At 57.2% G+C, this 20,069-nt stretch carries 23 protein-coding genes; 13 read left to right on the forward strand and 10 right to left on the reverse strand.

All coding sequences use genetic code 11. From position 1 onward, the window contains the following. Positions 1-41: 41 nt before the first annotated feature. On the reverse strand, positions 42-1,625 hold the full coding sequence (locus tag VL003_RS04805; protein ID WP_325440105.1) for an ArnT family glycosyltransferase: 1,584 nt from the start codon (positions 1,623-1,625) through the stop codon (positions 42-44). A gap of 119 nt (positions 1,626-1,744) precedes the next feature. Beyond that, complete coding sequence (locus VL003_RS04810; protein WP_325440107.1) at positions 1,745-2,782, reverse strand: glycosyltransferase family 2 protein; 1,038 nt, start codon at positions 2,780-2,782, stop codon at positions 1,745-1,747. A 306-nt stretch (positions 2,783-3,088) separates the two neighbouring features. Between VL003_RS04810 and VL003_RS04815 the strand changes: the two genes are divergently transcribed. The 3 genes from VL003_RS04815 to VL003_RS04825 are packed head-to-tail and all read left to right on the forward strand — an operon-like array spanning position 3,089 to position 5,167. Next, the gene (locus VL003_RS04815; protein WP_325440109.1) at positions 3,089-3,496 is read left to right on the forward strand and encodes a group III truncated hemoglobin; all 408 of its coding nucleotides are present in this window, start codon (positions 3,089-3,091) and stop codon (positions 3,494-3,496) included. Next, the gene (locus VL003_RS04820; protein WP_325440111.1) at positions 3,489-4,697 is read left to right on the forward strand and encodes an NnrS family protein; all 1,209 of its coding nucleotides are present in this window, start codon (positions 3,489-3,491) and stop codon (positions 4,695-4,697) included. The genes VL003_RS04815 and VL003_RS04820 overlap by 8 nt, the downstream gene beginning before the upstream one ends. Further along, entirely contained in the window at positions 4,694-5,167 is a 474-nt protein-coding gene (locus VL003_RS04825; RefSeq protein WP_325440113.1) for an RrF2 family transcriptional regulator, read from the forward strand. The genes VL003_RS04820 and VL003_RS04825 overlap by 4 nt, the downstream gene beginning before the upstream one ends. On the opposite strand, the gene serA is transcribed toward VL003_RS04825, so the two are convergent. Beyond that, positions 5,139-6,341, reverse strand: coding sequence for a phosphoglycerate dehydrogenase (serA, locus tag VL003_RS04830; RefSeq protein WP_325440115.1), 1,203 nt, complete (start codon positions 6,339-6,341; stop codon positions 5,139-5,141). The genes VL003_RS04825 and serA overlap by 29 nt on opposite strands. Before the next feature lie 183 nt (positions 6,342-6,524). Between serA and VL003_RS04835 the strand changes: the two genes are divergently transcribed. Further along, the gene (locus VL003_RS04835; protein ID WP_325440117.1) at positions 6,525-6,977 is read left to right on the forward strand and encodes a hemerythrin domain-containing protein; all 453 of its coding nucleotides are present in this window, start codon (positions 6,525-6,527) and stop codon (positions 6,975-6,977) included. A 14-nt stretch (positions 6,978-6,991) separates the two neighbouring features. Here VL003_RS04835 and VL003_RS04840 read toward each other — a convergent pair whose 3' ends face one another. Next, positions 6,992-7,696, reverse strand: a complete 705-nt coding sequence (locus tag VL003_RS04840; protein ID WP_325440119.1) for a pirin family protein — start codon at positions 7,694-7,696, stop codon at positions 6,992-6,994. Positions 7,697-7,811: 115 nt separating this feature from the next. Between VL003_RS04840 and VL003_RS04845 the strand changes: the two genes are divergently transcribed. Next, entirely contained in the window at positions 7,812-8,714 is a 903-nt protein-coding gene (locus VL003_RS04845; RefSeq protein ID WP_325440121.1) for a LysR family transcriptional regulator, read from the forward strand. A gap of 63 nt (positions 8,715-8,777) precedes the next feature. On the opposite strand, the gene VL003_RS04850 is transcribed toward VL003_RS04845, so the two are convergent. Further along, positions 8,778-9,206: a RidA family protein gene (locus VL003_RS04850; RefSeq protein ID WP_325440123.1), complete on the reverse strand. Its 429-nt coding sequence runs from the start codon at positions 9,204-9,206 to the stop codon at positions 8,778-8,780. A 172-nt stretch (positions 9,207-9,378) separates the two neighbouring features. Here VL003_RS04850 and VL003_RS04855 point away from each other — a divergent pair, with 172 nt between their 5' ends. Then, positions 9,379-9,693, forward strand: a complete 315-nt coding sequence (locus VL003_RS04855) for a DMT family transporter (protein WP_325440125.1) — start codon at positions 9,379-9,381, stop codon at positions 9,691-9,693. 109 nt (positions 9,694-9,802) lie between these two features. Here the strand turns inward: VL003_RS04855 and nirK are convergent, their stop codons facing one another. Continuing rightward, entirely contained in the window at positions 9,803-11,170 is a 1,368-nt protein-coding gene (gene nirK, locus VL003_RS04860) for a copper-containing nitrite reductase (protein WP_325440127.1), read from the reverse strand. A 72-nt stretch (positions 11,171-11,242) separates the two neighbouring features. After that, complete coding sequence (locus tag VL003_RS04865; RefSeq protein ID WP_325440129.1) at positions 11,243-12,151, reverse strand: patatin-like phospholipase family protein; 909 nt, start codon at positions 12,149-12,151, stop codon at positions 11,243-11,245. A gap of 238 nt (positions 12,152-12,389) precedes the next feature. On the opposite strand from VL003_RS04865, the gene VL003_RS04870 reads away from it, so the two are divergent. Next, positions 12,390-14,300 carry an LTA synthase family protein gene (locus VL003_RS04870; protein ID WP_325440131.1) on the forward strand — a complete coding sequence of 637 codons (1,911 nt, stop codon included), beginning with the start codon at positions 12,390-12,392 and terminating at the stop codon, positions 14,298-14,300. A gap of 51 nt (positions 14,301-14,351) precedes the next feature. On the opposite strand, the gene VL003_RS04875 is transcribed toward VL003_RS04870, so the two are convergent. Beyond that, a complete protein-coding gene (locus VL003_RS04875; protein WP_325440133.1) occupies positions 14,352-14,858 on the reverse strand; it encodes a hypothetical protein in 507 nt (168 codons plus the stop codon). A gap of 167 nt (positions 14,859-15,025) precedes the next feature. Further along, positions 15,026-16,480, reverse strand: a complete 1,455-nt coding sequence (locus tag VL003_RS04880; protein WP_325440135.1) for an aldehyde dehydrogenase family protein — start codon at positions 16,478-16,480, stop codon at positions 15,026-15,028. Positions 16,481-16,716: 236 nt separating this feature from the next. On the opposite strand from VL003_RS04880, the gene VL003_RS04885 reads away from it, so the two are divergent. The 3 genes from VL003_RS04885 to VL003_RS04895 all read left to right on the forward strand — a co-directional run bounded on the left by VL003_RS04885 (position 16,717) and on the right by VL003_RS04895 (position 17,934). Continuing rightward, positions 16,717-16,914, forward strand: coding sequence for a hypothetical protein (locus VL003_RS04885; protein ID WP_325440137.1), 198 nt, complete (start codon positions 16,717-16,719; stop codon positions 16,912-16,914). Between the two features lie 143 nt (positions 16,915-17,057). Next, the gene (locus VL003_RS04890; RefSeq protein WP_325440139.1) at positions 17,058-17,423 is read left to right on the forward strand and encodes a COG4315 family predicted lipoprotein; all 366 of its coding nucleotides are present in this window, start codon (positions 17,058-17,060) and stop codon (positions 17,421-17,423) included. Between the two features lie 157 nt (positions 17,424-17,580). Beyond that, positions 17,581-17,934 carry a hypothetical protein gene (locus tag VL003_RS04895; RefSeq protein ID WP_325440141.1) on the forward strand — a complete coding sequence of 118 codons (354 nt, stop codon included), beginning with the start codon at positions 17,581-17,583 and terminating at the stop codon, positions 17,932-17,934. 50 nt (positions 17,935-17,984) lie between these two features. Here VL003_RS04895 and VL003_RS04900 read toward each other — a convergent pair whose 3' ends face one another. Continuing rightward, on the reverse strand, positions 17,985-18,227 hold the full coding sequence (locus VL003_RS04900; protein ID WP_325440143.1) for a hypothetical protein: 243 nt from the start codon (positions 18,225-18,227) through the stop codon (positions 17,985-17,987). Positions 18,228-18,385: 158 nt separating this feature from the next. Here VL003_RS04900 and VL003_RS04905 point away from each other — a divergent pair, with 158 nt between their 5' ends. The 3 genes from VL003_RS04905 (at position 18,386) to VL003_RS04915 (ending at position 19,939) form a co-directional block, all read left to right on the forward strand. Further along, on the forward strand, positions 18,386-19,075 hold the full coding sequence (locus VL003_RS04905; RefSeq protein WP_325440149.1) for a VIT1/CCC1 transporter family protein: 690 nt from the start codon (positions 18,386-18,388) through the stop codon (positions 19,073-19,075). A 232-nt stretch (positions 19,076-19,307) separates the two neighbouring features. Then, the gene (locus VL003_RS04910; protein ID WP_325440145.1) at positions 19,308-19,727 is read left to right on the forward strand and encodes a putative toxin-antitoxin system toxin component, PIN family; all 420 of its coding nucleotides are present in this window, start codon (positions 19,308-19,310) and stop codon (positions 19,725-19,727) included. Further along, positions 19,724-19,939 (forward strand): ribbon-helix-helix protein, CopG family, encoded by a 216-nt coding sequence (locus tag VL003_RS04915; protein ID WP_325440147.1) that lies wholly within the window; start codon positions 19,724-19,726, stop codon positions 19,937-19,939. Before VL003_RS04910 ends, VL003_RS04915 begins: the two co-directional genes overlap by 4 nt. The last annotated feature ends 130 nt before the right edge of the window (positions 19,940-20,069 follow it).

Here is a 20,069-nt window from a genome sequence, read left to right on the forward strand (position 1 = left end):
TTTACTGGCCATGATCTTGATAGGCATGGCGGTACTGACCTTTATTCTAGGGCGATTTTGGGCGTTCCGGCACAAATCTTGAAACGTTTCTCGGGCGACAGGCCCCAGGCGTGAAGGCCTCCTGCCGAAATATCGGGATCAGTGGGCTCCATTCCCGGCAACTTATCGAAGGCCGACGCGGCCCCCACCAACCACAGAGTACCTGTGTGCGGCTCACACAGACGCGTGTTCAGCTGGTCGAGGCGTACCAGCAGCTCGTTCGCATGCCGCCGATCAAACGGAGCCGCATCAAAAAGCTCTTTGCGCCAATTATCGATATTACGTATGTCTGGCGCATTCCAGTCGGCCACCACCCATGCCGGCTGCTCGGCACGAAGGTAAAAATTAAGGTCGTACTGTATGCGCCCCAGCATGACCAGGCGGTCGGCCGGTTGCATGACAGAGGCCAACTGTAAGGCCAGCATCTTGCCCGACGGGCGGTTGGCAAAGCTTATGGCTATGACGGCCCCCACACAAATGGCCAATGCAATGGCGATGAAGGACCCGAAGACACGATGAGCCCGGCTGTCTGTACGACCTTGCAAGCCCTTGGAAAAAAGGTCGGCTACAAAATAGGCGATGGGCGGAGCGCATGGCAACACGTAACCGGCCAACTTTGAGTTTGGAATCGAAAAAAACAAGAACACCACCAGGAACCACGCCGCCATCAGGCTACGTATGGGCGCATGTTCTTGCTCGCTCCAGTACTTGCCGGTAAATACTTTCCACAGCTGGGTGCTCCAGGGCAGTGCCAGCAACAGAAGCACCGGCAAGTAAAACCAGAACGGGCGTGCATTGTTAAAGCCCTTTTCCAGGAATCGATGAAAATGCTGGTAAAGAATGTAGTAGTCGAAAAAGTCGGGGTATTGCTGCTGCATGGCCCACATCCACGGCAGCGACAGCGCCAGAAACACCGCAATACCGGGCAACCACAGCAATTTCCATAAAATCCGGTAACGCCCCCGCACAACCAGCCACGCAAAAATAATACCTGCCGGCAAGACCACCCCGATCAGGCCCTTTGCCAGAAACCCCAGGGCCAATGCAACATACGCCAGAACAAGCACCAGGCGGTAAGGCTGCGCCTGCTCTGCGCGCAACACAGCCGAAGCAGCCAGCACGATGGTGGCGGTAATAATGCCCGCTACCAGCATATCAAGATTGGCGTAATGAGACGCACCGAACACAAAAGGCTGCAAAGCCAGTGCCACGGCAGCGCAAACGGCAACCGTGCGCTCTGCGTGCACCTTCAAGAACCAATACAGCGCGCCGACCATCAGGGTTGCGCCCAGCACCGAGGCCAGCCGAGCCGCCCATTCGTTGACACCGAACACCCACATGGCCGAGGCCGTCACCCAATAGAAAAGCGGAGGCTTGTGAAAAAACGGCAGCCCATTCAACAGCGGCACGCCCCACTCGCCCCGACTGAGCATTCCCCATGCAACGCCTACATAACGGCCTTCGTCGGGAAGAAGCAAGGGCCAGGACCAGGTGGTGGCTGCGAACCACAGAAAGGCGGCCAGAACGACCACCCAAGTCGAATGCGCGCGTAGGGGCAGACCCGCCAAACGAGATAACAGATTCATGGGAAAATTTGCGGTAATTTTTTAGTTGTTGTCAGGTTCGCTAAACCACTGGAACTGCATTTTTATAGTAATAGTGTGCGATCGGACTTTGGCCTGCAGCCGTATTAAAGACGACAGGCTTAATGATTAATGACGCGCGTCACAGTTGAAGAGAGCCTGTCTGGGGCAAACAACCCTGGTTGAGCGAGCGATATGCGCTGCCCCAGCCCGTGGCCCTTTTGCGTTCGCACCAAATACAACGGGCGGTTCTTTACCTCGCCGAAGATGCGTCCGATGTATTCGCCCAGCACGCCGATGGAAATAAGGTTGATACCGGCAAAGAACAACACAACAGTGATCAACGAGGCCCAACCCTGTGCCGGGTCGCCAAACAAAAAGTACTTGACCACAATGAACAGACCGTATGCGAACGACATGAGCGACAAGCCGATTCCCGCCATGCTAAGCAGGCGAAGCGGCCAGGTGGTAAAGGCCGTAAGCCCATCAAGCGCAAAATGAAACAGCTTTAATGGCTTGAAGCTGCTTGTGCCGTGCAACCGTTCGGGCGGTGTGTAGCTGAAGGGTTCTGTTTTAAAGCCCACCCACGCAAACAACCCCTTCATGAAGCGGTTGCGTTCAGGCAGCATCATCAAAGCGTCTACGACCCTGCGGTCCATCAGGCGAAAATCGCCGGCGTTTTCGGGCACGGTAATGCCACCCGAAGTGCGCATGAGGCGATAGAACAACTTGGACCCCACCCGCTTGAAGGCCGACTCGTCTTCGCGCGTAGCGCGAACGGCATAGACCATGTCGATGCCCTGTCGCCAACGCTGCAGCATGGGGTCAATAAGCGCCGGCGGATGCTGCAGGTCGGCATCCATGGTAACCACCACTTGTCCGCGAGTGGCTTCCAGACCCGCGCTTAACGCAGCTTCTTTGCCGAAGTTGCGCGACAGTTGCAAATAAACCAACTGCGGATACTGTGAGGCAAGTTCGTCGAGAAGCTCGGGGGTGGTGTCGGTACTGCCGTCGTCAACGACAATGATTTCGAAGGCGGGTGCCAAGGGCTTTAATGCCGAGATAAGGCACGGAATCAGCACGCGCAGGTTGGCCGCCTCGTTCAGACAAGGCACTACACAGCTGATAGAGGACGGTTGCGGCAGGTTTTTGTCAGGCATAGCGAATCGCGAGTCGAAACATCAATTGAAACTAAAAATTACCAATTGAATTCGACAGTTAGGGCAAATGTAATCCACCCAGGGGGCTTACGCAATCTAAAATCGGGTCAATCGCGCAAGCTGTATGCGAGCCGCCACACCTTTGTTACGAAGCGCGCGCTGTAAAAGCCAGGTGCAAGTTATGCGATTATTGACGGAAGTGCGTCTTTTAATTAAGATATATTCCAAATACACCTTACCATCGCGTGTACCAATTCGCCTGGTCTACCGCCGTATTCAAACCAAACCGTTGCCCCGGAGCCCCTCATGAGCCCTCGAGACGAAATCTGCACCGAAAAAGAAGTCGCCACACTCGTCTACAGCTTTTACGACCGGGTGCGGGCCGACGCTACGCTTGGCCCGATTTTCGATGCGCACATCAGCGACTGGGACACCCATCTTAAGAAAATGGTCAGCTTTTGGTCGTCGCTCATGCGTGGCACGGGCACTTACAATGGCACCCCCATGCCCAAGCACATCGCCCTGCCGGGTCTTAGCGCCCAGCTTTTCCAACAATGGCTGTCTTTATTTCACGATACTGTCCAAACCCTGCCCAACCGCGAGTTCGCCGAGCGCGCCGAAACATTCGCCCATCGCATCGCCCGCAGCCTTTGGTATGGCTATCAATTACACAACCAACCCAACCAGCCGCTTACCGAGGTTTTCCATGACTAAGGCAAGGGCCATACCGCTGGCCTTGCACGACCCTGCCGAACCGGGCCCCAAAGGCCCTCAGCTTCAGGCGTTTCTCGAGCTGGGGTTTCGCCCTCTTTATATTGCGGGTTGCACGTGGGCTCTGCTGTCGGTGGCGATATGGGTGTATGCCCCGCAATGGTTAAGCAGCCCCCTTGGGGGCGTTGCGTGGCATGCACACGAAATGCTGTGGGCCTTTGTGGCCACCATTGCGGTGGGCTTTTTACTTACGGCAAGCGCAACCTGGACAGGAATCAACCCGCTCAAGGGCCTGCCCCTGGCCCTGGCGTGTTTGCTGTGGCTGGTTTCCCGGGCCGGTTATTTGGCCGGCGGCGCAACCGCGTTTTATATCGCGACAGTAGCCGAAACGGCGTTCTTTCTTATTAGTGCCGTGGCGCTGATGCGGGTCATGTTCAAAGGCAAAAGCAAGCGTAATTACGGCATACCGTTTTTGGTGCTGGGCTTGGGCGTGGCCAATTGCCTGTATTTACAGGCGGCACGGTCCGGCAATTATTTGGTTTTAATGCAGTACTTTGAATTGGGCTTGATCTGCATGGCCGTTATCGCCCTGCTGGTTGCACGCAGGGTTATTCCGTTCTTTGCCATGCGCGCCGTTCCAGGGCTAAGTGTTCCCATGCTGACCCGTCCCGGCCAGGTTCAACTGGTATTGGGCGTGTTGGCCATTGTGCTGGGCCTGGCAGGTTTTGGGGTACCCGCTGCCGTGGCGCTGGCAGCAACCGGGCTTATCAGCCTTTATCAGGTTATTCGTTGGAAGCCGACCGCCGTGCTTCACGCGCCCATATTGTGGATACTTTACTTGGGCTATGCTGCCCTGGGTGTGGGCCTGCTGCTTGCGGCCGCGCACTTGGCCGGCTTGGGCGCAGCGACCTTTGCGCGCGCCGCGGTCCATGTGCATGTCATCGGCATGGCCGGCTTCTCGGTATTGATCATCGGCATGGTTACTCGCACCGCACTGGGGCATCTGGGACGGCCCTTGCAACTGGACGCCGGCATGGTGTTGAGCTATTGGCTGGTAATTCTGGCGGTGGTGCTACGGCTGGCGGCGCTGGTTCCCTCGGGGGCCATGCAACCGCTGCTGCACGCGTCGGCTGCCGCCTGGGTTGCAGCCTTCATTCTGTACCTGTGGCGCTTCGTGCCCATGCTGATCAGGCCCCGGCCATGAGGCTTACCCAACACAGCGACTATGCCATGCGGCTGCTTATGTATGTAGGCAGCCACCCCGACCGCCTGTGCACAATTTCTGAGGTGGCGCGCGCCTACGATATTTCAGAGCCACACCTTATGAAGGTGACGCACAGGCTTGGCCAAAGCGGCTGGCTGACAACCGTTCGCGGTAAAAACGGCGGAATGCGGCTTGCCAAAGCACCCCAAGACATTGTTTTGGGTGCTGTGCTGCGCGACACTGAAACCGACCTGGCCCTGGTGGAATGCCTGGGCGAAAACAACCGATGCTCGCTGGCCGGCGGCTGCGGGCTTACAGGTATTGTCCAGGGGGCGCTGCAGGCATTCCTGCAGCACTTTGATCAATACACCCTGGCCGATATTTTGCCTAAGGCCGCCCCCTGGAGCCTACCTGCCGAGCAGCCGATAAGGCTGGCCCCCCCTATACAAGAAGGTCGCAGCGCACCGTAATGGGGTGGGCACGCAGATCGGCCATGACAGCGTCATCGACCTTGCCTTCGACATCAGACACCACATACCCGATCTGACCCAGGGTCTGCAACTGCTGGCTGACGATATTCAAGCCATGTTCGGCCATGAGGCTGCTAAGCGTACCAATGGCGCCGGGCAGGTTGCGATGCACATGCAATATACGGGCCGCACCGGCGGGCTCGGTGTACGGAACCTCGGGGAAATTGACGGCACCCTTCGTGGTACCGCTTTTAATGAAGCGGACCAGTTTTTCGGCCACCTCTTTGCCGATGTTTTCTTGTGACTCTTGGGTGCTGCCGCCGATATGAGGCGTAAGTATGACGTTACGCATGCCTATCAACGGGCTGTCAAGCGGCTCGTCGACACTTTTGGGTTCGGTGGGGAAAACGTCGATAGCCGCCCCCGAAAGATGGCCGGAATGCAAGGCATCGTGAAGTGCATCGATATCGACCACGGTGCCGCGTGACGCATTGATTAATATGGCGCCGCGGCGCATGGTAGCCAACGCCGCCGTATCGATGATGTTGCGGGTTGCACGCCCGCCCGGCACGTGCAGCGTAACCACGTCAGACTGCGCCAGCAACTGTTTAAGCGTTGTGCACGCGCGAGCGTTGCCCAGCGGAAGCTTGGCTTCGATGTCGTGAAACACCACGCGCATGCCGACCGCCTCGGCCAACGTGCCCACCTGCGAGCCAATGTTGCCATACCCGATAATACCCAGCGTCTTGCCGCGTGCCTCGTAGGCGCCTTCTGCGGTTTTGTCCCAGAAACCGTGGTGTACGCGGTCGTTTTTTTCAGGTATGCGACGCATAAGCAAAATGGCCTGACCCAACACCATCTCGGCGACCGACCGCGTGTTGGAAAAAGGCGCGTTGAACACTGGCACCCCGCGCATCATGGCGGCGTCAAGGTCGACCTGATTGGTGCCGATGCAAAAACAGCCTATGGCTCGTAGTTCGGGCAGGTCGGCAAGCAATGCGCCATCGAGATGAGTGCGCGAACGAATACCCACGAGCTGCGCATTGCGAAGTTCGTCGCGCAGGGTTTCGGGGGCCAACGCCGAAGCGTGCGTAGTAATGTTGTCAAAGCCTGCCGCCTCGAATACTTCTCGGGCGCTAGGGTGAATATTTTCGAACAGAACGATACGAGTCATGTTGCCTTTCCAAAGCTGACGGCCAAAAGCATATTGTGACGCATCGGGGCGATTTCGTCGCTGACGGCCCTGCAACAACAAGGGGTAAAGCTTGTTATGATAGGGCTACCCTAATTGCGCCGAACTACGTTTGCCTTGCCTGCTGCATCAGCAAACCTTTGGTGCCCACGCGGCCTTTACACCATGATCACTACCGACGAACTCACCTGGACAGACGCCTTCCTCGTCGGCTATGCGCCCATGGACGAAACTCATCGCGAGTTCGTCGATATTGTGGGTGCCATGCTGCATGCGTCCGACGAAGCCTTGCTGGGCCACCTTAAAGCACTTATCGTGCACAGCGAGCACCACTTCTCGCAAGAAGAAAGCTATATGCAGCAAACCAGCTTTCCTGCCACCGAGTGCCACACCAACGAACACAACGCCGTGCTCACTTCAATGCGCGACGTCGCCCAATACCTTGAAACCGGCGGCTCGCCCGACGAAGCGCGCCGCCTGGCCACCGAGCTGGCCCGCTGGTTTCCGGGCCACACCGACTACCTCGACGCTTCGCTGGCGCAATGGGTGGCCAAGAAACAGTTGGGCGCGGTGCCTATCGTAGTGCGGCGCGGTGTCGCCAACCACGACGACACCTAACCCCCATGCTGCGCTTAGGCCGGCAAATCAAACAACAATACTTCGGCAGATTCCGCGGCAGTCAACGACACCTGCGCTTCGTTTGTAACGGTGGCGGCATCACCTGCTGAAAGCTGGGTGCCGTTTACTGCCAAGCTTCCGCGAACCACATGTACATAAGCCACACGGCCCGGTGCGAGCGTGTGTTGCAGCGACGGGTCGGCCTCGCCAAGAATGGCGGCGTATACGCTGGCGTCCTGGTGGATCAGTACCGAGCCATCACGAGCGTCGGCCGATGCAATCAGGCGCAACCTGCCCCGTTTTTGCTCTGGCGTAAAGTGCTTTTGCTCGTAACTGGGCTCGATGCCCGCCCTATCAGGCATGATCCATATCTGCAAGAAATGCACGGGGCTGGTCTGCGAATGGTTATATTCGCTATGCTGAACCCCCGTGCCCGCGCTCATGCGCTGTACGTCGCCATAACGAATGACCGAACCCGTGCCCATGCTGTCTTTGTGCTCCAGCTCGCCGTCAAGCACATAAGAAATAATTTCCATGTCGCGGTGGCCGTGCGTACCAAACCCCTGGCCCGGCTGTACGCGGTCTTCGTTGATGACACGCAAAGGGCCCACCCCCATGTGATTGGGGTCGTAGTAGTTGGCAAACGAAAACGTGTGGCGCGAGCTTAACCAGCCGTGTTCAGCCACGCCCCGCTCGGCACTTTTCCTGATGGTCAACATAATCGTCTCCGAGAAAGTTTCAATACCTTCATTCTATTGTTATATATATTGCTTTAATAGACGCTAGATCGGTTAATATTATTTCAATACTGGAACAATAGCGCGAATACAAGCCATGACCGTTACAGCGGACGACCTGATATTGTTTGCCCACGTTATGGACGCCGGCAGCTTTTCGCAAGCCGCCGAGCGCATAGGCCTGCCCAAGTCGACCTTGTCGCGGCGTATCACGCATCTGGAAAACGAACTTGGCGAACGGCTGATCACCCGCAGCACGCGTAAACTGACCATTACCGATTTTGGCGAGCGCATGCTGGAACACGCCCGCCGTTTGCTCGACGAAACCGAGGCTGCACGGTCGCTGGCGTTGCATCGCCAGGTTGTACCCCAGGGTATTTTGCGCGTGTCGCTGCCGCCCGAGTTTCGCGAACTATCAATCGTCACGCTTATACGCCGCTACCACCAAGAATACCCTCAGGTGCGCCTCGAGCTCGACCTTTCCGCCCGGCGCGTCGACCTTATCGCCGAGCGGTTTGATGTGGCGGTTCGCATTGCAAACCGCCTGCCCGACGACGGAACGCTGATTGCGCGGCAAGTGGCCACACTGCATAATCATCTATATGCCGCCCCGGCTTATCTGGCCATGCACGGTACACCCACCGAACCGGCCCAGTTGCTTGATCACACCGGCCTTTCGCTGATCTCCAGCGGCGGCGAAGCCATGCCCTGGAAACTGACCAACGCCCAAGATCAATGGGAAGGCGTACCCAGCACGGTGTTGTCGTCAAACTCGCTGGGTCTGCAACAAGCGCTGGCCATAGAAGGGGCCGGCATTGTGGGGCTTTCCACCCGCTTCGCCCGAAAGCCCCTTGAGCTTAATCAGCTAACCCCCGTGCTGCCGGAATGGTCGCTGCCTACCGCCACGGTGTGGTGTGTGATGCCTGGCAGGCGGCTGCTGCCCGAACGGACCCGGGCTTTCGTCGACCTGTTCAAACAGTTGCTCGAAGAACAAACATAAATGCCGGGTTGCGCAGCCCGGTCACCCAGCTTAGTGGCCGGCGCAGATACGGCCTGGATCGCATCAAGCGCCGACAGGCTTATAAGCAATTGCCTTGATCTCAATCAGCAAATGAGGATGCGGCAACTGATGCACGGCGACCGTAGTACGCGTTGGACCGTCTATATCAAAGTATTCGCCATACACCTGGTTGTAGCCGCCGAAGTCATTCATGTTGACGAGGTAGCTGCTGATCTCGACCACATCAGACAGCGCCGCACCCTCGCTGGCCAGAATGTCTTTGATGTTTTCAATGACGGCGCGCGTTTGCTCGCGAATGTCGAGCGTGGTCGTTCCCATGGCGTCGGCCTGGGCGCCTGCAAAGGTGTTGTCGGGGCGACGCGAGCTTGTGCCCGACACAAAAAGGAAGTCGCCTGCGCGACGTATGTGGGGAAATTTTCCGCGAGGCGTGGCCTTTCCTGCCACAAGCCCCTTTACATTGCCTTGACTCATTCAGTGTCTCCTTAGCCGTATAGTTGTGTCAGGCCTAACCTGATCCCGAGCCCGGGCCGACCTACCCGGGCCGCCTGGCTTAGCTGGCGCCAAGTATAATGCTTTCCTGCGGGGACGGCCCCGCCAAAAGTGCCAACCGGGACGGCCCGAACCCACTGTAAGGAACGCCGACATGGCTTGGGTCTCTTTATTGTTTGCGGGCTTTCTCGAAATCGTCTGGGCCTTCTACATGAAGCAGTCGCAGGGCTTCACCCGCATATGGCCGTCTGTCATTACCATTCTGGCCATGATAGCCAGCTTCGCGCTGCTGTCACTCTCGATGCGCACGCTGCCCCTGGGCACTGCATACACCATCTGGACAGGCATCGGCGCGGTCGGTGCCTTTGTATTGGGCCTGGTCGTTCTGGGCGAACCGGCCAATACCATGCGTATTGTGGCCGCCTGCCTGATTATCGCGGGCCTGGTGTTGATGAAGCTTGCTTCCTGACGCCAAGTCTGGTGAACACATACAAAAATTCGAGCCTATATGGCTCGAATCTTTTGTATTGCCTGCCCCAGACGCCGGCGCAGATAAAGCGCCGGGCCAAGGCTGCTTCTTAATGCGCGTGGAAGATCTCGCGGTTTTCTTTGCCCTTGACGGTAAGCACACCCGCCAGGCCTTTTTCAACGCGGGACAGGGCGTGATCCACAATGGTGTAGTGTCCGGGCACGTCGACCTTGAACTCGACCATGGTGGCGCCGCCCGGAGGAACCAGGGTGGTTTGCACGTCGGTCAGCGGCGGGCTGGTCAGCGAAGCATCTTTATAGACCTTGTCGAACACCTCGCCAATGACGTGAAAGCTGGAAGCCAGATTGGGGCCGCCCACACCAAAGAAGATACGCACGGTTTCTCCCACATTGGCTTCAAGCTTGTGAATACCCGTGAGTGCATCCATGGCGCCGTTGAACATCATGTGCTCGGGCCTTTCGTCAAGCATCTTCTCGAGCGAAAATTCTTGTAAACCACGGGTGCCATGCTTCTGGTTGGTATAGAGCTCGCCTTGCATAACGTAGAACTCGCGATCGACTTCAGGCAACCCACCCTCGGGTTCGATCAGGATCATGCCGTACATGCCGTTGGTAATGTGCTGGGCCACCATGGGCGTAGCGCAGTGGTACACGAACAAGCCCGGATGCTTGGCCGTAAAGGTGAAGCTTTTGGTTTCGCCGGGTGCGGCCTGCGTAACGTCGGCGCCGCCGCCGGGGCCGGTTACGGCGTGCAAGTCGATCGAGTGAATGTGCGTGGCCTCTTTCGCGTTGGTCAGGTTGACCGTAATGGTGTCACCCACGCGAGCACGCACAAACGGACCCGGCACCTTGTCGTTGAAGGTCCAGAATCTGTACGAGCTGCCGTCATCGAGCCTGCCGACCACTTCGGTGGTTTCCAGGTCGACCGTAATGTGTTCGGGGCCGCGCTTGCCTACTGGTTTGCCCACGTTATTGGGGTCTTGCGAAAGATCGGGGGCCGTGCTGACTTTGGCTTCGCTGGGCTCGCCCACTATAAGCTTGCCGAACATGCCGGCGGCTTTGTGTCCAGGCAAAGTACACAGGTATTCGAACGTGCCGTTTTTGTTGGCACGAAACACAATGGTGGTCGAAGCGCCTTTACCGATGATCTGGTCAGACTTTGTGTTGAAGTCAGGTATGGCGATGTCGTGGATGGCGCCGTCGCCGTTGATGACGTTGATTTGCACCACCGAATTGGCGGGCACTTTTAGATCAGGGTTGATCTGGTCTTTGATATTGCCTGTCTCGCCACGGTAAACCAGTTTCCCGTCGGCAATATCGGTTCGCAAGGTAAAGGTGACGTCGGGCACATAAGTAACCGAACTGCTGCTCTGCGTGACCTGGTCAGACTGTGCCAGCGCAGAAGGTCCGAAGCCTAATGCCATTAAGGATACGACCAAGTAAAGGAACGCTCTCATAACCCCCCCTTTTATATGAATTAACTATGCCGGTATCACTATACGCCAATTACATTGCCGGTCGCGGCGCAGCTACGCCAGCCCTAACTCCTTCAAGGCCGGAATAACCGCCTTGGCCGCCCGCACCCCTTCTTCAATAGCCATGTCGGCCCGATGGAAATCCATCAGCCCCATGTGCGCCAGTTTGGGTGCTATTACTACATCGGGTGGTTCGCCGGCCATGCGGCTACGCGTGATCCGCACTTGCATGATATTAAGGCTGGTGGCCAGTACATCAAGCATGGACGGCAGGCGCTGAGACGCCTCTCGGGGCTCGGGCAGCCACGAGCTGAAATTTCGATACAGCTTCTGCATCCACTCGTTGCCGACCGCCGTTTCGGGCTCAACCGAGGCTGGCTTACCGACATGCCGCCCGATGAGGCCGGCGTTAAGATCCACGGCGATCAGTAGTTCTGCCCCCATGGCCCGCGCCAACGACACCGGCACCGGGTTGACCAGCCCGCCGTCGACAAGCAATTGATCTTGATGCCAGACCGGAGAAAACAAACCGGGCAAAGCAATAGAGGCGCGCACCGCATCAATCGTGGAGCCGCTGCGCAACCAGACTTCGGAGCCGGTGTGCAGTGAGGTCGCCACAGCCCCAAACGGCAATTTCAACTCTTCAATGGGCCTGTCGATGAATTTTTGCTTGAAAAAACCCATCAGGCGTTCGCCTTTGAGCATGCCTCCGTCCAGGCGCAGGTCCATCAGCGAAACCACATCTTTAATGCCCAGGCCACGCACCCAGGTCTCGAAATCGGGCAAGGCGCCAATGCCGTACACCGCCCCCACCAGCGAGCCGATGGAGGTTCCGCTTATGACGTCGGGCACGATGCCGTGCTCTTCGAGCGTGCGAATAACCCCAATGTGCGCCCAACCCCGGGCCGAACCGCTACCCAATACAAGGCCGATTCGAGGCTTTCGGTGGTTGAGCAGATGCATGTCCGGATCCTTGCAGAAGCTGAAACGCCGGGGTTGTATGATAAGAAACGGGGCCGGCAAGCAGATGACATTTTAACCATCAGTCGCGGGCTGAACACCTTGAGCCGGCACCCCGGAACCCTAACGCCACTACGCAAACTCGTAACACAATTAATTGTGTCACCGATGGTGGATCAGTAATTTTGCTGCCGCCGCGCTAAACTTGCGCTCATTCCTACTTTAGTCTTTCATAACCGCCATGCGTGAACACACAATAACTTTCGTCGTGGCGTGCTTTGCCTTGCTGACGCTTAGCCGATTGCTGCTGTCCGCCTGGCAATGGAAGCGTCTTCAAGCCGCCGGCGGCCTTTGGCCGGTGTTAAGGGGCGGGCTTCGCATCGACGCAGCCCAGATCGCCATGCTAGCGGGCATTCCGGCGCTGTTGGCGCCCTGGCTGGGCGAATACCGCCTGGCCGACCAAATTACCGTTGTGTGGTTTTTAGTAGCCTGGGTCGTGCTGGTGCTGCTGGAAGCCTCGACGCCACAGTTCATTGCCGAGTACGACACCCGACCCAACCGCCTTTATGTCGAATACCTCAAGCACCCCAAAGAAGTGGGCGGCATGCTCTGGAAAGGATACAAGCTGGCCATTGCCGGCGCCCTGGCCTTCGTGGCATTAATGGCCTGGTTGGGTTATTGGCTTTTCGGCGACGTACACGTCGAAACGGCCCTGCCATGGTGGCAGGCCGCCTTGTACTCCACAGCTGTGGCGCCCGTCATTTTTTTAGCCATACGCGGCACTCTGGGGCATCGGCCCATGAACCCGTCCAGCGTGGCATATTGCGGCGACGGCCTGCTTAATACCTTGCCGCTCAACTCTCTGTACAACGTGCAATATGCCATTTACAGCATGAAGAACGAGCGCTCGGCGGCCGACGTTTACGGCAAGATGGAGCCCGCCGAGGTCAACCAAGAGGTCAATCGCTGCGCCGGCATCACCACCACCCATCCGCAGCTTCCATCGCTGCACGCGCTAGAGCCCAGTTGCCCGCGAGCCAGGCCGCTGAACATAGTTTTAATTGTCGAAGAAAGCCTGGGCGCCCAATTTGTAAGTGGGCTTGGCGGCCGCAGCCTGTGCCCTCATATTGACCAGTTGCTGAACAACAGCTGGAACTTTACCCGCGCCTATGCAACCGGCACGCGCTCGGTGCGCGGCCTTGAAGCCTTGTCGGCAGGGTTCCCGCCCACTATTTCTGATGCCGCCTTGCGGCTTTCAGGCGCCCAACGCAATTTCTTCACCCTGGCCCAGGTGCTGAAGCAGCATGGCTACCGCTCGCGCTTTATTTATGGCGGTGAAGCCCACTTCGACAACATGAAAAGCTTCTTTCTGGGCAACGGTTTCGACGAGCTTCACGACCTGCCCACCTTCCAGAACCCCGCCTTCGTGGGTACCTGGGGCGCCTCTGATGAAGACATGTTCAACAAGTTGCATGCGCTGCTAAGCAACCCGCCCGAGCAGCCCACGCTTACCCTGGCATTTTCGGTCAGCAACCATTCGCCGTGGGAATATCCCAAAGGCCGAATCGAGCCCGACGGCGACCCGGCCAGCGCCGAAAACACGGTGCGCTACGCCGATTGGGCATTGGGGAAATTCTTTGAACAAGCGCGGGCTTCTGACTACTGGCAGAACACCGTCTTTCTGGTTGCAGCCGACCACGATTCCCGTGTGGCGGGTGTCAACCTGGTGCCCTTGCGGCATTTTCATATTCCGGCGTTTATTCTGGGCGCCGACATACAGCCACGCCACGACAACCGCATTATCAGCCAGATCGACCTGCCCGTAACCCTGCTTTCATTGGCCGGCGTGCGTTGCGAACACCCCATGATCGGTCACGACCTGACACGCAGCAGCGGTAACCGCGCCATGATGCAATACGGCGAAAACTACGGCTATTTAAAAGACAATACCCTGCTTGTGCTGGAGCCGCACCGCGAGCCTACCCAGTACCGCTACGCCGCCCCGGAAACGTATACGCAGCAGGCGGTGGACGAAGCCCTGCTTAAAGAGGCCCGCAGCCACGCACTGTGGCCCGGCCTGGTGTACCAGCAACAGCAATACACCCTGCCGCACTTGCGGCAGGCCATGCCTGCCGACCTTGCCACCGCCTAGCCGGCAACAAAAAAATTCGGCCGCATTAGCGGCCGTTTTTATATCTACACCTTAATGAGCCAGGTCAATGGGCTTCCAGCCTTCGTGCTCAAAGAATTGGCCATAAGTGTTTAGCGTCTGGGCGATTTTTACGACGCCGTCTGCACGATTTTGCTGCGGTACATTGCCCTTGACGGCCTCCAGGCCTTGCATGACGTTGCCCAACACAATGTGCAATTGCGCATCGGGCGCCGGCTCAAGCTTGCAGTTTTCGACAATGTATAAAAACTGGGTGTTCACGCTTTCAGCCAGCTTGTCGTAGTCGGCTTCAGACATCTTGCCGTCGTGCACTTTGTTCAAGGCAGTAGTGATGTCGCTGTGCAGGGCGTTCATGCCGTGGCGCAAGGGGGCGTCAATACCCCATTTCCGGCCTTGGTTCAGTTCCATGGCCGAGTGCGCTGCGCTGTCATGAGCATGATCGGCCTGGGCCCAGGCCATGCCGTGCATGGTTGCCACAGCCAACGGCAAGGCCAACGCCACAGCGCCAAAAATACGCTTTGTAGATTTGATTGATTTCATCAGTGACCTCCTGTTCAGGTAACCAGCCATGCAGCAGAGCAATCGCCCTGCTGCTAAGTTTTCTGCTAGTTCATTCTAACGAAAGCACCGCGTGCCTGATCTGATGTTGGTCAAACAACGGCCAGCGGATGTCTTGCCGATGGTGCTTTCTTTGGATGCTGGAATGATTAAAACGGCAACTGGCGCTCACCCAGTTGAATGGTGACCCATTTCAGCTCGGTCATGTCGGCGACCGAATAGCGGCCGTTTTCTTTGCCATAGCCGCTGCCCTTGAAGCCGCCGAACGGGGCATTGGGGTCGTCGTCGAACGCGTTGTCGTTGATGTGCACCGACCCCGCCTCGACACGCAGGGCAAAATCCATGGCCTTTTGCAGATCGTTGGTAAGAATACCCGACGACAAGCCATAGGAAGTGTCGTTGGCCAGCTCCACCGCGTGCTCGAAATCGTCGGCCTTGTAGACGGCGGCCAGGGGCCCGAAGCTTTCTTCGTTATAAACCTGCATGCCGGGCTTGACGCCGACCAGCACCGACGGCTCCATGACGTTTCCATCAACCTTGCCGCCGGTCAACAGCTTGGCGCCTTTGGAGACAGCATCGTCGATATGCCCGCGAATGAACGTGGTATGGCGCTGATCGATAAGCGGGCCCACCGCCGAATTGGGCTGGGAAGGGTCGCCGAAGGGAACTTCGCGCACCTTTTTGGCAAACGCCTCGCAGAAGGCGTCGTAAATGGGCGCCTCGACAATAATGCGTGAGTTGGCCATGCAAACCTGCCCTTGGTTGAAGAAAATGCCGAAGGCGGCCGAGCGCACGGCGTAATCCATGTCGGCGTCAGCCAGCACCACCAAGGGGCTTTTGCCGCCCAGTTCAAGCACGATGCGCTTCTGATGACGCCCGGCCAGTTCGGACAAGATTTTCCCGACCCGCGCCGAGCCGGTAAAGGTGATCAGTTTCACGCGCGGATCCGAAAAAAGGGTGTCCCCTACTGCTGCATCGGTGGTTGGAATCACGCTGAGCACGCCCGGCGGCAGCCCCGCCTCTTCCAGAATCTCGGCAAACAACAATGCGGCGATTGGCGTATACGGCGAAGGCTTGAGAATGAAGCTGTTGCCGGCGGCCAGCGCCGGGGCCAGTTTCTTGCCATTGAGCAGCAACGGCGCATTGAACGGACCTATGCCCACGACGACACCCAGCGGCTGGCGTATGGTCATGGAAATTCGGTTGGGCGCGTCGGCCGGCATGGTCTCGCCTCGAATGTCGCGCGCCTGGCCGGCGGCAATGCGAAAGGCGCTGATCATGTAGTCGCACTCGAACATGGCCTTGCCAAACACGTTGCCGCCCTCTTCGATCAGCACCTTGGCGATCTCCATGCGCCGACGCTCGACGATGTCGGCGGCCTTCAGCAAGATGGCCTCGCGTTCGCCGGCCAGCGTCTTGCCCCAGGCCTTTCTGGCTTCTTCGGCACTGGCCAGGGCCGCGTCGATGTCAGCAGCAGTGGCCAGATGAACCCTTCCGATCAGTTGGCCTGTAAAGGGGTTGTTTACTTCGTATATCGGTTGCCCTTCAGACTGCCAGGCACGGCCATTGATGTACGGGTAGTACATTTTTACCTCGGTGTTCATCTGCTGCCTCCTTGTCGTTATAAAATAGCGGACAATGTCTTTCCGCTTTTATGAAGCTATTGATAAGCTTGCTGTACAACCCAGGCGTGCTACCGGCCAAGCCGGCGCATCTTGCCAAAACAGCCCAAACTAGAACTTCCGTAATCTAAATATAGCTTAGACCCATCACCTTGCGGCGCTCACAAAATAGAAAGCCGGCATGCGCCGCACGGCTTGCATTTCAAGCAAAGGAAAACATGAGCAAAAAACACACGCCCGATCCTGACGAAGTTGCGCTGATCGAATGGTGTATTGAAGTTGAAGGCTTTCTGGTCGCCGCGGGGGCCTCACTGCGCGAGGCACAAGACTATATTGAAGATCAGGCCGAATGGTTTACCGACCAGTTCTATAACGGCCTGACCCCCGAAGAGGCGGCCAAGGAAGCGTTGAACTAGGCGTTTCAAATCGGTAACACTTGGCCGTTAAAGTATCGTATAAGATGGACAAACGCCTTCTTCAGGCGTTCAAGTAGCGCGCCCGTCCTCCGGGGCGCACAGGCTCCGGAAACCGGTCGGGTATCCCCCAAAAAGGAGTCACCATGAGCACTTGCAAGACCATTTTCGTGCTGCTGTTTGGCACGCTGCTGTCCGCCTCAGCCCTGGCCGAGCCACCCAAGACCCAAAACGGCCACTTCGTTGACGCCAACGGCGCCACCCTTTACACCTTCGACCAGGACACGCCGGGCAAAAGCAACTGTAACGACAACTGCGCCAAGAACTGGCCCCCCGCACTGGCGGGCCCCGACGACGTGGCCAGCGGCGACTGGACACTAATAGAAAGCCATGACGGCAAGCGCCAATGGGCGTACAAGGGCCAGCCTTTATACCTGTTCATCAAAGACGCCAAGCCCGGCGACACGAGCGGTGACGGCGTACGCGGAGTCTGGCATCTGGCCAAGCCTTGACCTGGTTTCATAATAAATGAAGGAGGCCTCGTGCGGCAGGATGCGTGCCTGGCCTCCGTCACCCCTCAGGTTCTTGCCGACGTCGGGCGCGAATCGTCGTAAAAGCGAATACACTGCTTGCTGCGTTTTGACATAACAATAATCAACGGGGGGGCTCATGGCCAGGCACTGCCATTTGGCTTTTATTCCTGCATTTGCATTGCTGGCCGGTTGCGCCACCATACACAGCCCAGACCAGCAGCACTTATGCGGAAAACGCCCAGAACAACATGAAGCATTGGCGTATATTCGGAACGCCATAAACCACACTTCTATTAAAGACCCCTCGAGCGTACAAATTCAAAACATTCGAGTCGGTGAGTGCATACGGCAACCCAATATTCAAGGTGCTTATTCGGCTTGGATCGTTTATTTTCAATACAACGCACGCAACAGCTCTGGCGAATATGTCGGCTTCAAAGACAACAGCATCAACGTGAACCTGAGTGAAAGCCTCTCTTCTGCGTTTTGAAGGCTCACGGCCGGATGTGGTCTACACCGGTACGACCTTGGCCTATAGAATCAAGAATCAGATACTGTAGTGCGTTGGCGGCAGCTTTCGTACCATTTGGCGTTGGGCTCGCCTTGGCCGGCGAACTTTTGCGCCCGGCGCGGCGAGCGCCACACGCCCCCGGCAACACCCAGTTGCGGAGACACAGCGTACCAGTACCATTTGCCGTCCTCATCTTGTGCCAGCCAATTCCACTCATCAGGCGCATCGGCCCAGTCTGGAGGGCCGGCCAGGCGTTTGTTCGGATCTATCATGATTTTGCCGTTCGATCCCGGTAAAGATGCAAGTGATTGCGAATCATGTGGTTACACTGCCGCAATGGGCAACCAAAATAACCATGTTATACGGCCATTGGCGTCCTGTATTGACCATCAGGCGTCGCAATGAACTTTCAAATCCTCGGGAAGAACGTATGAGACACGGCGAACAACATCGAACACATCGAACTGGCTGGCTTCGTGCCGCTGTTTTAGGAGCAAACGATGGAATTGTTTCTACTGCGAGCCTAGTGTTGGGAGTCGCGGCCTCCGGCGCAAGTACAAGAGCCATTCTCGTTGCGGGTGTTGCCGGCCTTGTAGCGGGTGCTATGTCAATGGCCGCTGGTGAGTATGTTTCCGTCAGCTCGCAATCTGATACTGAGCGCGCGGATCTGGCTCGTGAGATTAAAGAGTTGGCCGCAAATCCCGAACAGGAGCACGAAGAATTGGTAGCGATCTACGTGCGGCGTGGACTGGATAGTACATTAGCATCAAATGTTGCCACCCAACTAATGTCTCATGATGCGCTTGGCGCACACAGCAGAGACGAGCTCGGCATATCCGATACGTTGGCCGCGAAACCAGTCCAAGCTGCGTTCGCCTCCGCTGGAACTTTCGCCGTGGGAGCGACGCTTCCACTGCTGATGGTTCTAATGCTTCCGAATGCCGCGCTCATGTGGGGCATCGCAGTAAGCTCGCTCTTCTTTCTTGCGCTGCTGGGCCTGCTGGCTGCGAGCGCAGGCGGCGCCCCGGCGCTCGTGTCAGTATTACGTGTTTCTTTCTGGGGCGCGTTGGCAATGGGTTTGACCGCGGCAGTCGGGGCGCTCTTCGGAGTGTCTGCATGAGACGTGATGCTACTCGTAGCATCACGTCTCATGCAGGGTTAGTTTGTTAACCGAAATGCCAGTCAACAGACACTCGCGCTTCAGAGCGATTTCGGCGATTTGGATTAGGGTGGCGTTTGATCCGACGCGTCGAGCACCACAAGACAGCGGAACGTACGCGCCTCAAGCTGCCGAACCCGCATAGCGGATATGGAACTTGCGAAGCAGGATGCTGTCATATATGCTATCAAACATGACAGTGATTGTCCTGGATACCAACGTATTTGTCTCCGCCCTTCGATCGGAAGGTGGCGCTGCACGTGAAGTACTGCGTCGTATTTTGCGTGGCAAGTATTTGCCGCTATTTGGCAATGCCTTATGGCTGGAGTACGAAGACTTGCTTAGTCGCCCCGTCTGGACGGACATAACCACCGCCCAGGAGCGTCGAGAGATTCTGGCCGCGCTGGCCCAAGCCGGGCGCTGGGTACCGGTCTATTACGGCTGGCGGCCAAACCTACCCGACGAAGGCGATAATCACCTTATTGAACTGGCCATTGCCGGTGGAGCACAGGCCATTATTACGCACAATGTCCGCGATGTGGCACGCGGAGAGCTGCCCTGGAAAGAGCTGCGGGTACTAACACCCGCACAGTGTTTGGAGAATCTGCGATGAGCACACTGACCATACGTTTGCCGGACGATACCGCTCAGCGCCTGAAGACCTTGGCGCAATCGCGCGGCCTTAGCGTCAACAAGCTGGTCGAAGAAATGAGCGCCCAGGCCATCGCGGCATTCGACGTGGAAATGCGTTTCAAGACGCTAGCAGCCGGTGCTGATCGCGAGAAAGCCCTTACGATTCTTGATCGGCTGGACGGCACAAAGTAAGGCATAAGCTAGCCAAAAAACCAAAGCAATTAAGCGGAAAGCTAGCTACCATAAGCATAAATGTAATGACCCAGCAGAATCTGCTCAGATTATGCGGCTAATGCAAATGCCTCGGCAGGGGTTTTCAGAT

The organism is Pusillimonas sp., assembly GCF_035515275.1.
In the GTDB taxonomy this organism is placed as follows: Bacteria; Pseudomonadota; Gammaproteobacteria; order Burkholderiales; family Burkholderiaceae_B; genus Pusillimonas.

Bases quoted from the DNA above. Each gene is read 5' to 3' on its own strand.
- VL003_RS04895 (WP_325440141.1), top strand. From the start codon at position 17,581: ATGGCCAGGCACTGCCATTTGGCTTTTATTCCTGCATTTGCATTGCTG.
- VL003_RS04815 (WP_325440109.1), top strand. From the start codon at position 3,089: ATGAGCCCTCGAGACGAAATCTGCACCGAAAAAGAAGTCGCCACACTC.
- VL003_RS04820 (WP_325440111.1), top strand. From the start codon at position 3,489: ATGACTAAGGCAAGGGCCATACCGCTGGCCTTGCACGACCCTGCCGAA.
- VL003_RS04825 (WP_325440113.1), top strand. From the start codon at position 4,694: ATGAGGCTTACCCAACACAGCGACTATGCCATGCGGCTGCTTATGTAT.
- serA (WP_325440115.1), bottom strand. From the start codon at position 6,341: ATGACTCGTATCGTTCTGTTCGAAAATATTCACCCTAGCGCCCGAGAA.
- VL003_RS04890 (WP_325440139.1), top strand. From the start codon at position 17,058: ATGAGCACTTGCAAGACCATTTTCGTGCTGCTGTTTGGCACGCTGCTG.
- VL003_RS04880 (WP_325440135.1), bottom strand. From the start codon at position 16,480: ATGAACACCGAGGTAAAAATGTACTACCCGTACATCAATGGCCGTGCC.
- VL003_RS04875 (WP_325440133.1), bottom strand. From the start codon at position 14,858: ATGAAATCAATCAAATCTACAAAGCGTATTTTTGGCGCTGTGGCGTTG.
- VL003_RS04910 (WP_325440145.1), top strand. From the start codon at position 19,308: ATGACAGTGATTGTCCTGGATACCAACGTATTTGTCTCCGCCCTTCGA.
- VL003_RS04835 (WP_325440117.1), top strand. From the start codon at position 6,525: ATGATCACTACCGACGAACTCACCTGGACAGACGCCTTCCTCGTCGGC.
- VL003_RS04870 (WP_325440131.1), top strand. From the start codon at position 12,390: ATGCGTGAACACACAATAACTTTCGTCGTGGCGTGCTTTGCCTTGCTG.
- VL003_RS04850 (WP_325440123.1), bottom strand. From the start codon at position 9,206: ATGAGTCAAGGCAATGTAAAGGGGCTTGTGGCAGGAAAGGCCACGCCT.
- nirK (WP_325440127.1), bottom strand. From the start codon at position 11,170: ATGAGAGCGTTCCTTTACTTGGTCGTATCCTTAATGGCATTAGGCTTC.
- VL003_RS04855 (WP_325440125.1), top strand. From the start codon at position 9,379: ATGGCTTGGGTCTCTTTATTGTTTGCGGGCTTTCTCGAAATCGTCTGG.
- VL003_RS04805 (WP_325440105.1), bottom strand. From the start codon at position 1,625: ATGAATCTGTTATCTCGTTTGGCGGGTCTGCCCCTACGCGCGCATTCG.
- VL003_RS04905 (WP_325440149.1), top strand. From the start codon at position 18,386: ATGAGACACGGCGAACAACATCGAACACATCGAACTGGCTGGCTTCGT.
- VL003_RS04900 (WP_325440143.1), bottom strand. From the start codon at position 18,227: ATGATAGATCCGAACAAACGCCTGGCCGGCCCTCCAGACTGGGCCGAT.
- VL003_RS04865 (WP_325440129.1), bottom strand. From the start codon at position 12,151: ATGCATCTGCTCAACCACCGAAAGCCTCGAATCGGCCTTGTATTGGGT.
- VL003_RS04840 (WP_325440119.1), bottom strand. From the start codon at position 7,696: ATGTTGACCATCAGGAAAAGTGCCGAGCGGGGCGTGGCTGAACACGGC.
- VL003_RS04845 (WP_325440121.1), top strand. From the start codon at position 7,812: ATGACCGTTACAGCGGACGACCTGATATTGTTTGCCCACGTTATGGAC.
- VL003_RS04885 (WP_325440137.1), top strand. From the start codon at position 16,717: ATGAGCAAAAAACACACGCCCGATCCTGACGAAGTTGCGCTGATCGAA.
- VL003_RS04915 (WP_325440147.1), top strand. From the start codon at position 19,724: ATGAGCACACTGACCATACGTTTGCCGGACGATACCGCTCAGCGCCTG.
- VL003_RS04810 (WP_325440107.1), bottom strand. From the start codon at position 2,782: ATGCCTGACAAAAACCTGCCGCAACCGTCCTCTATCAGCTGTGTAGTG.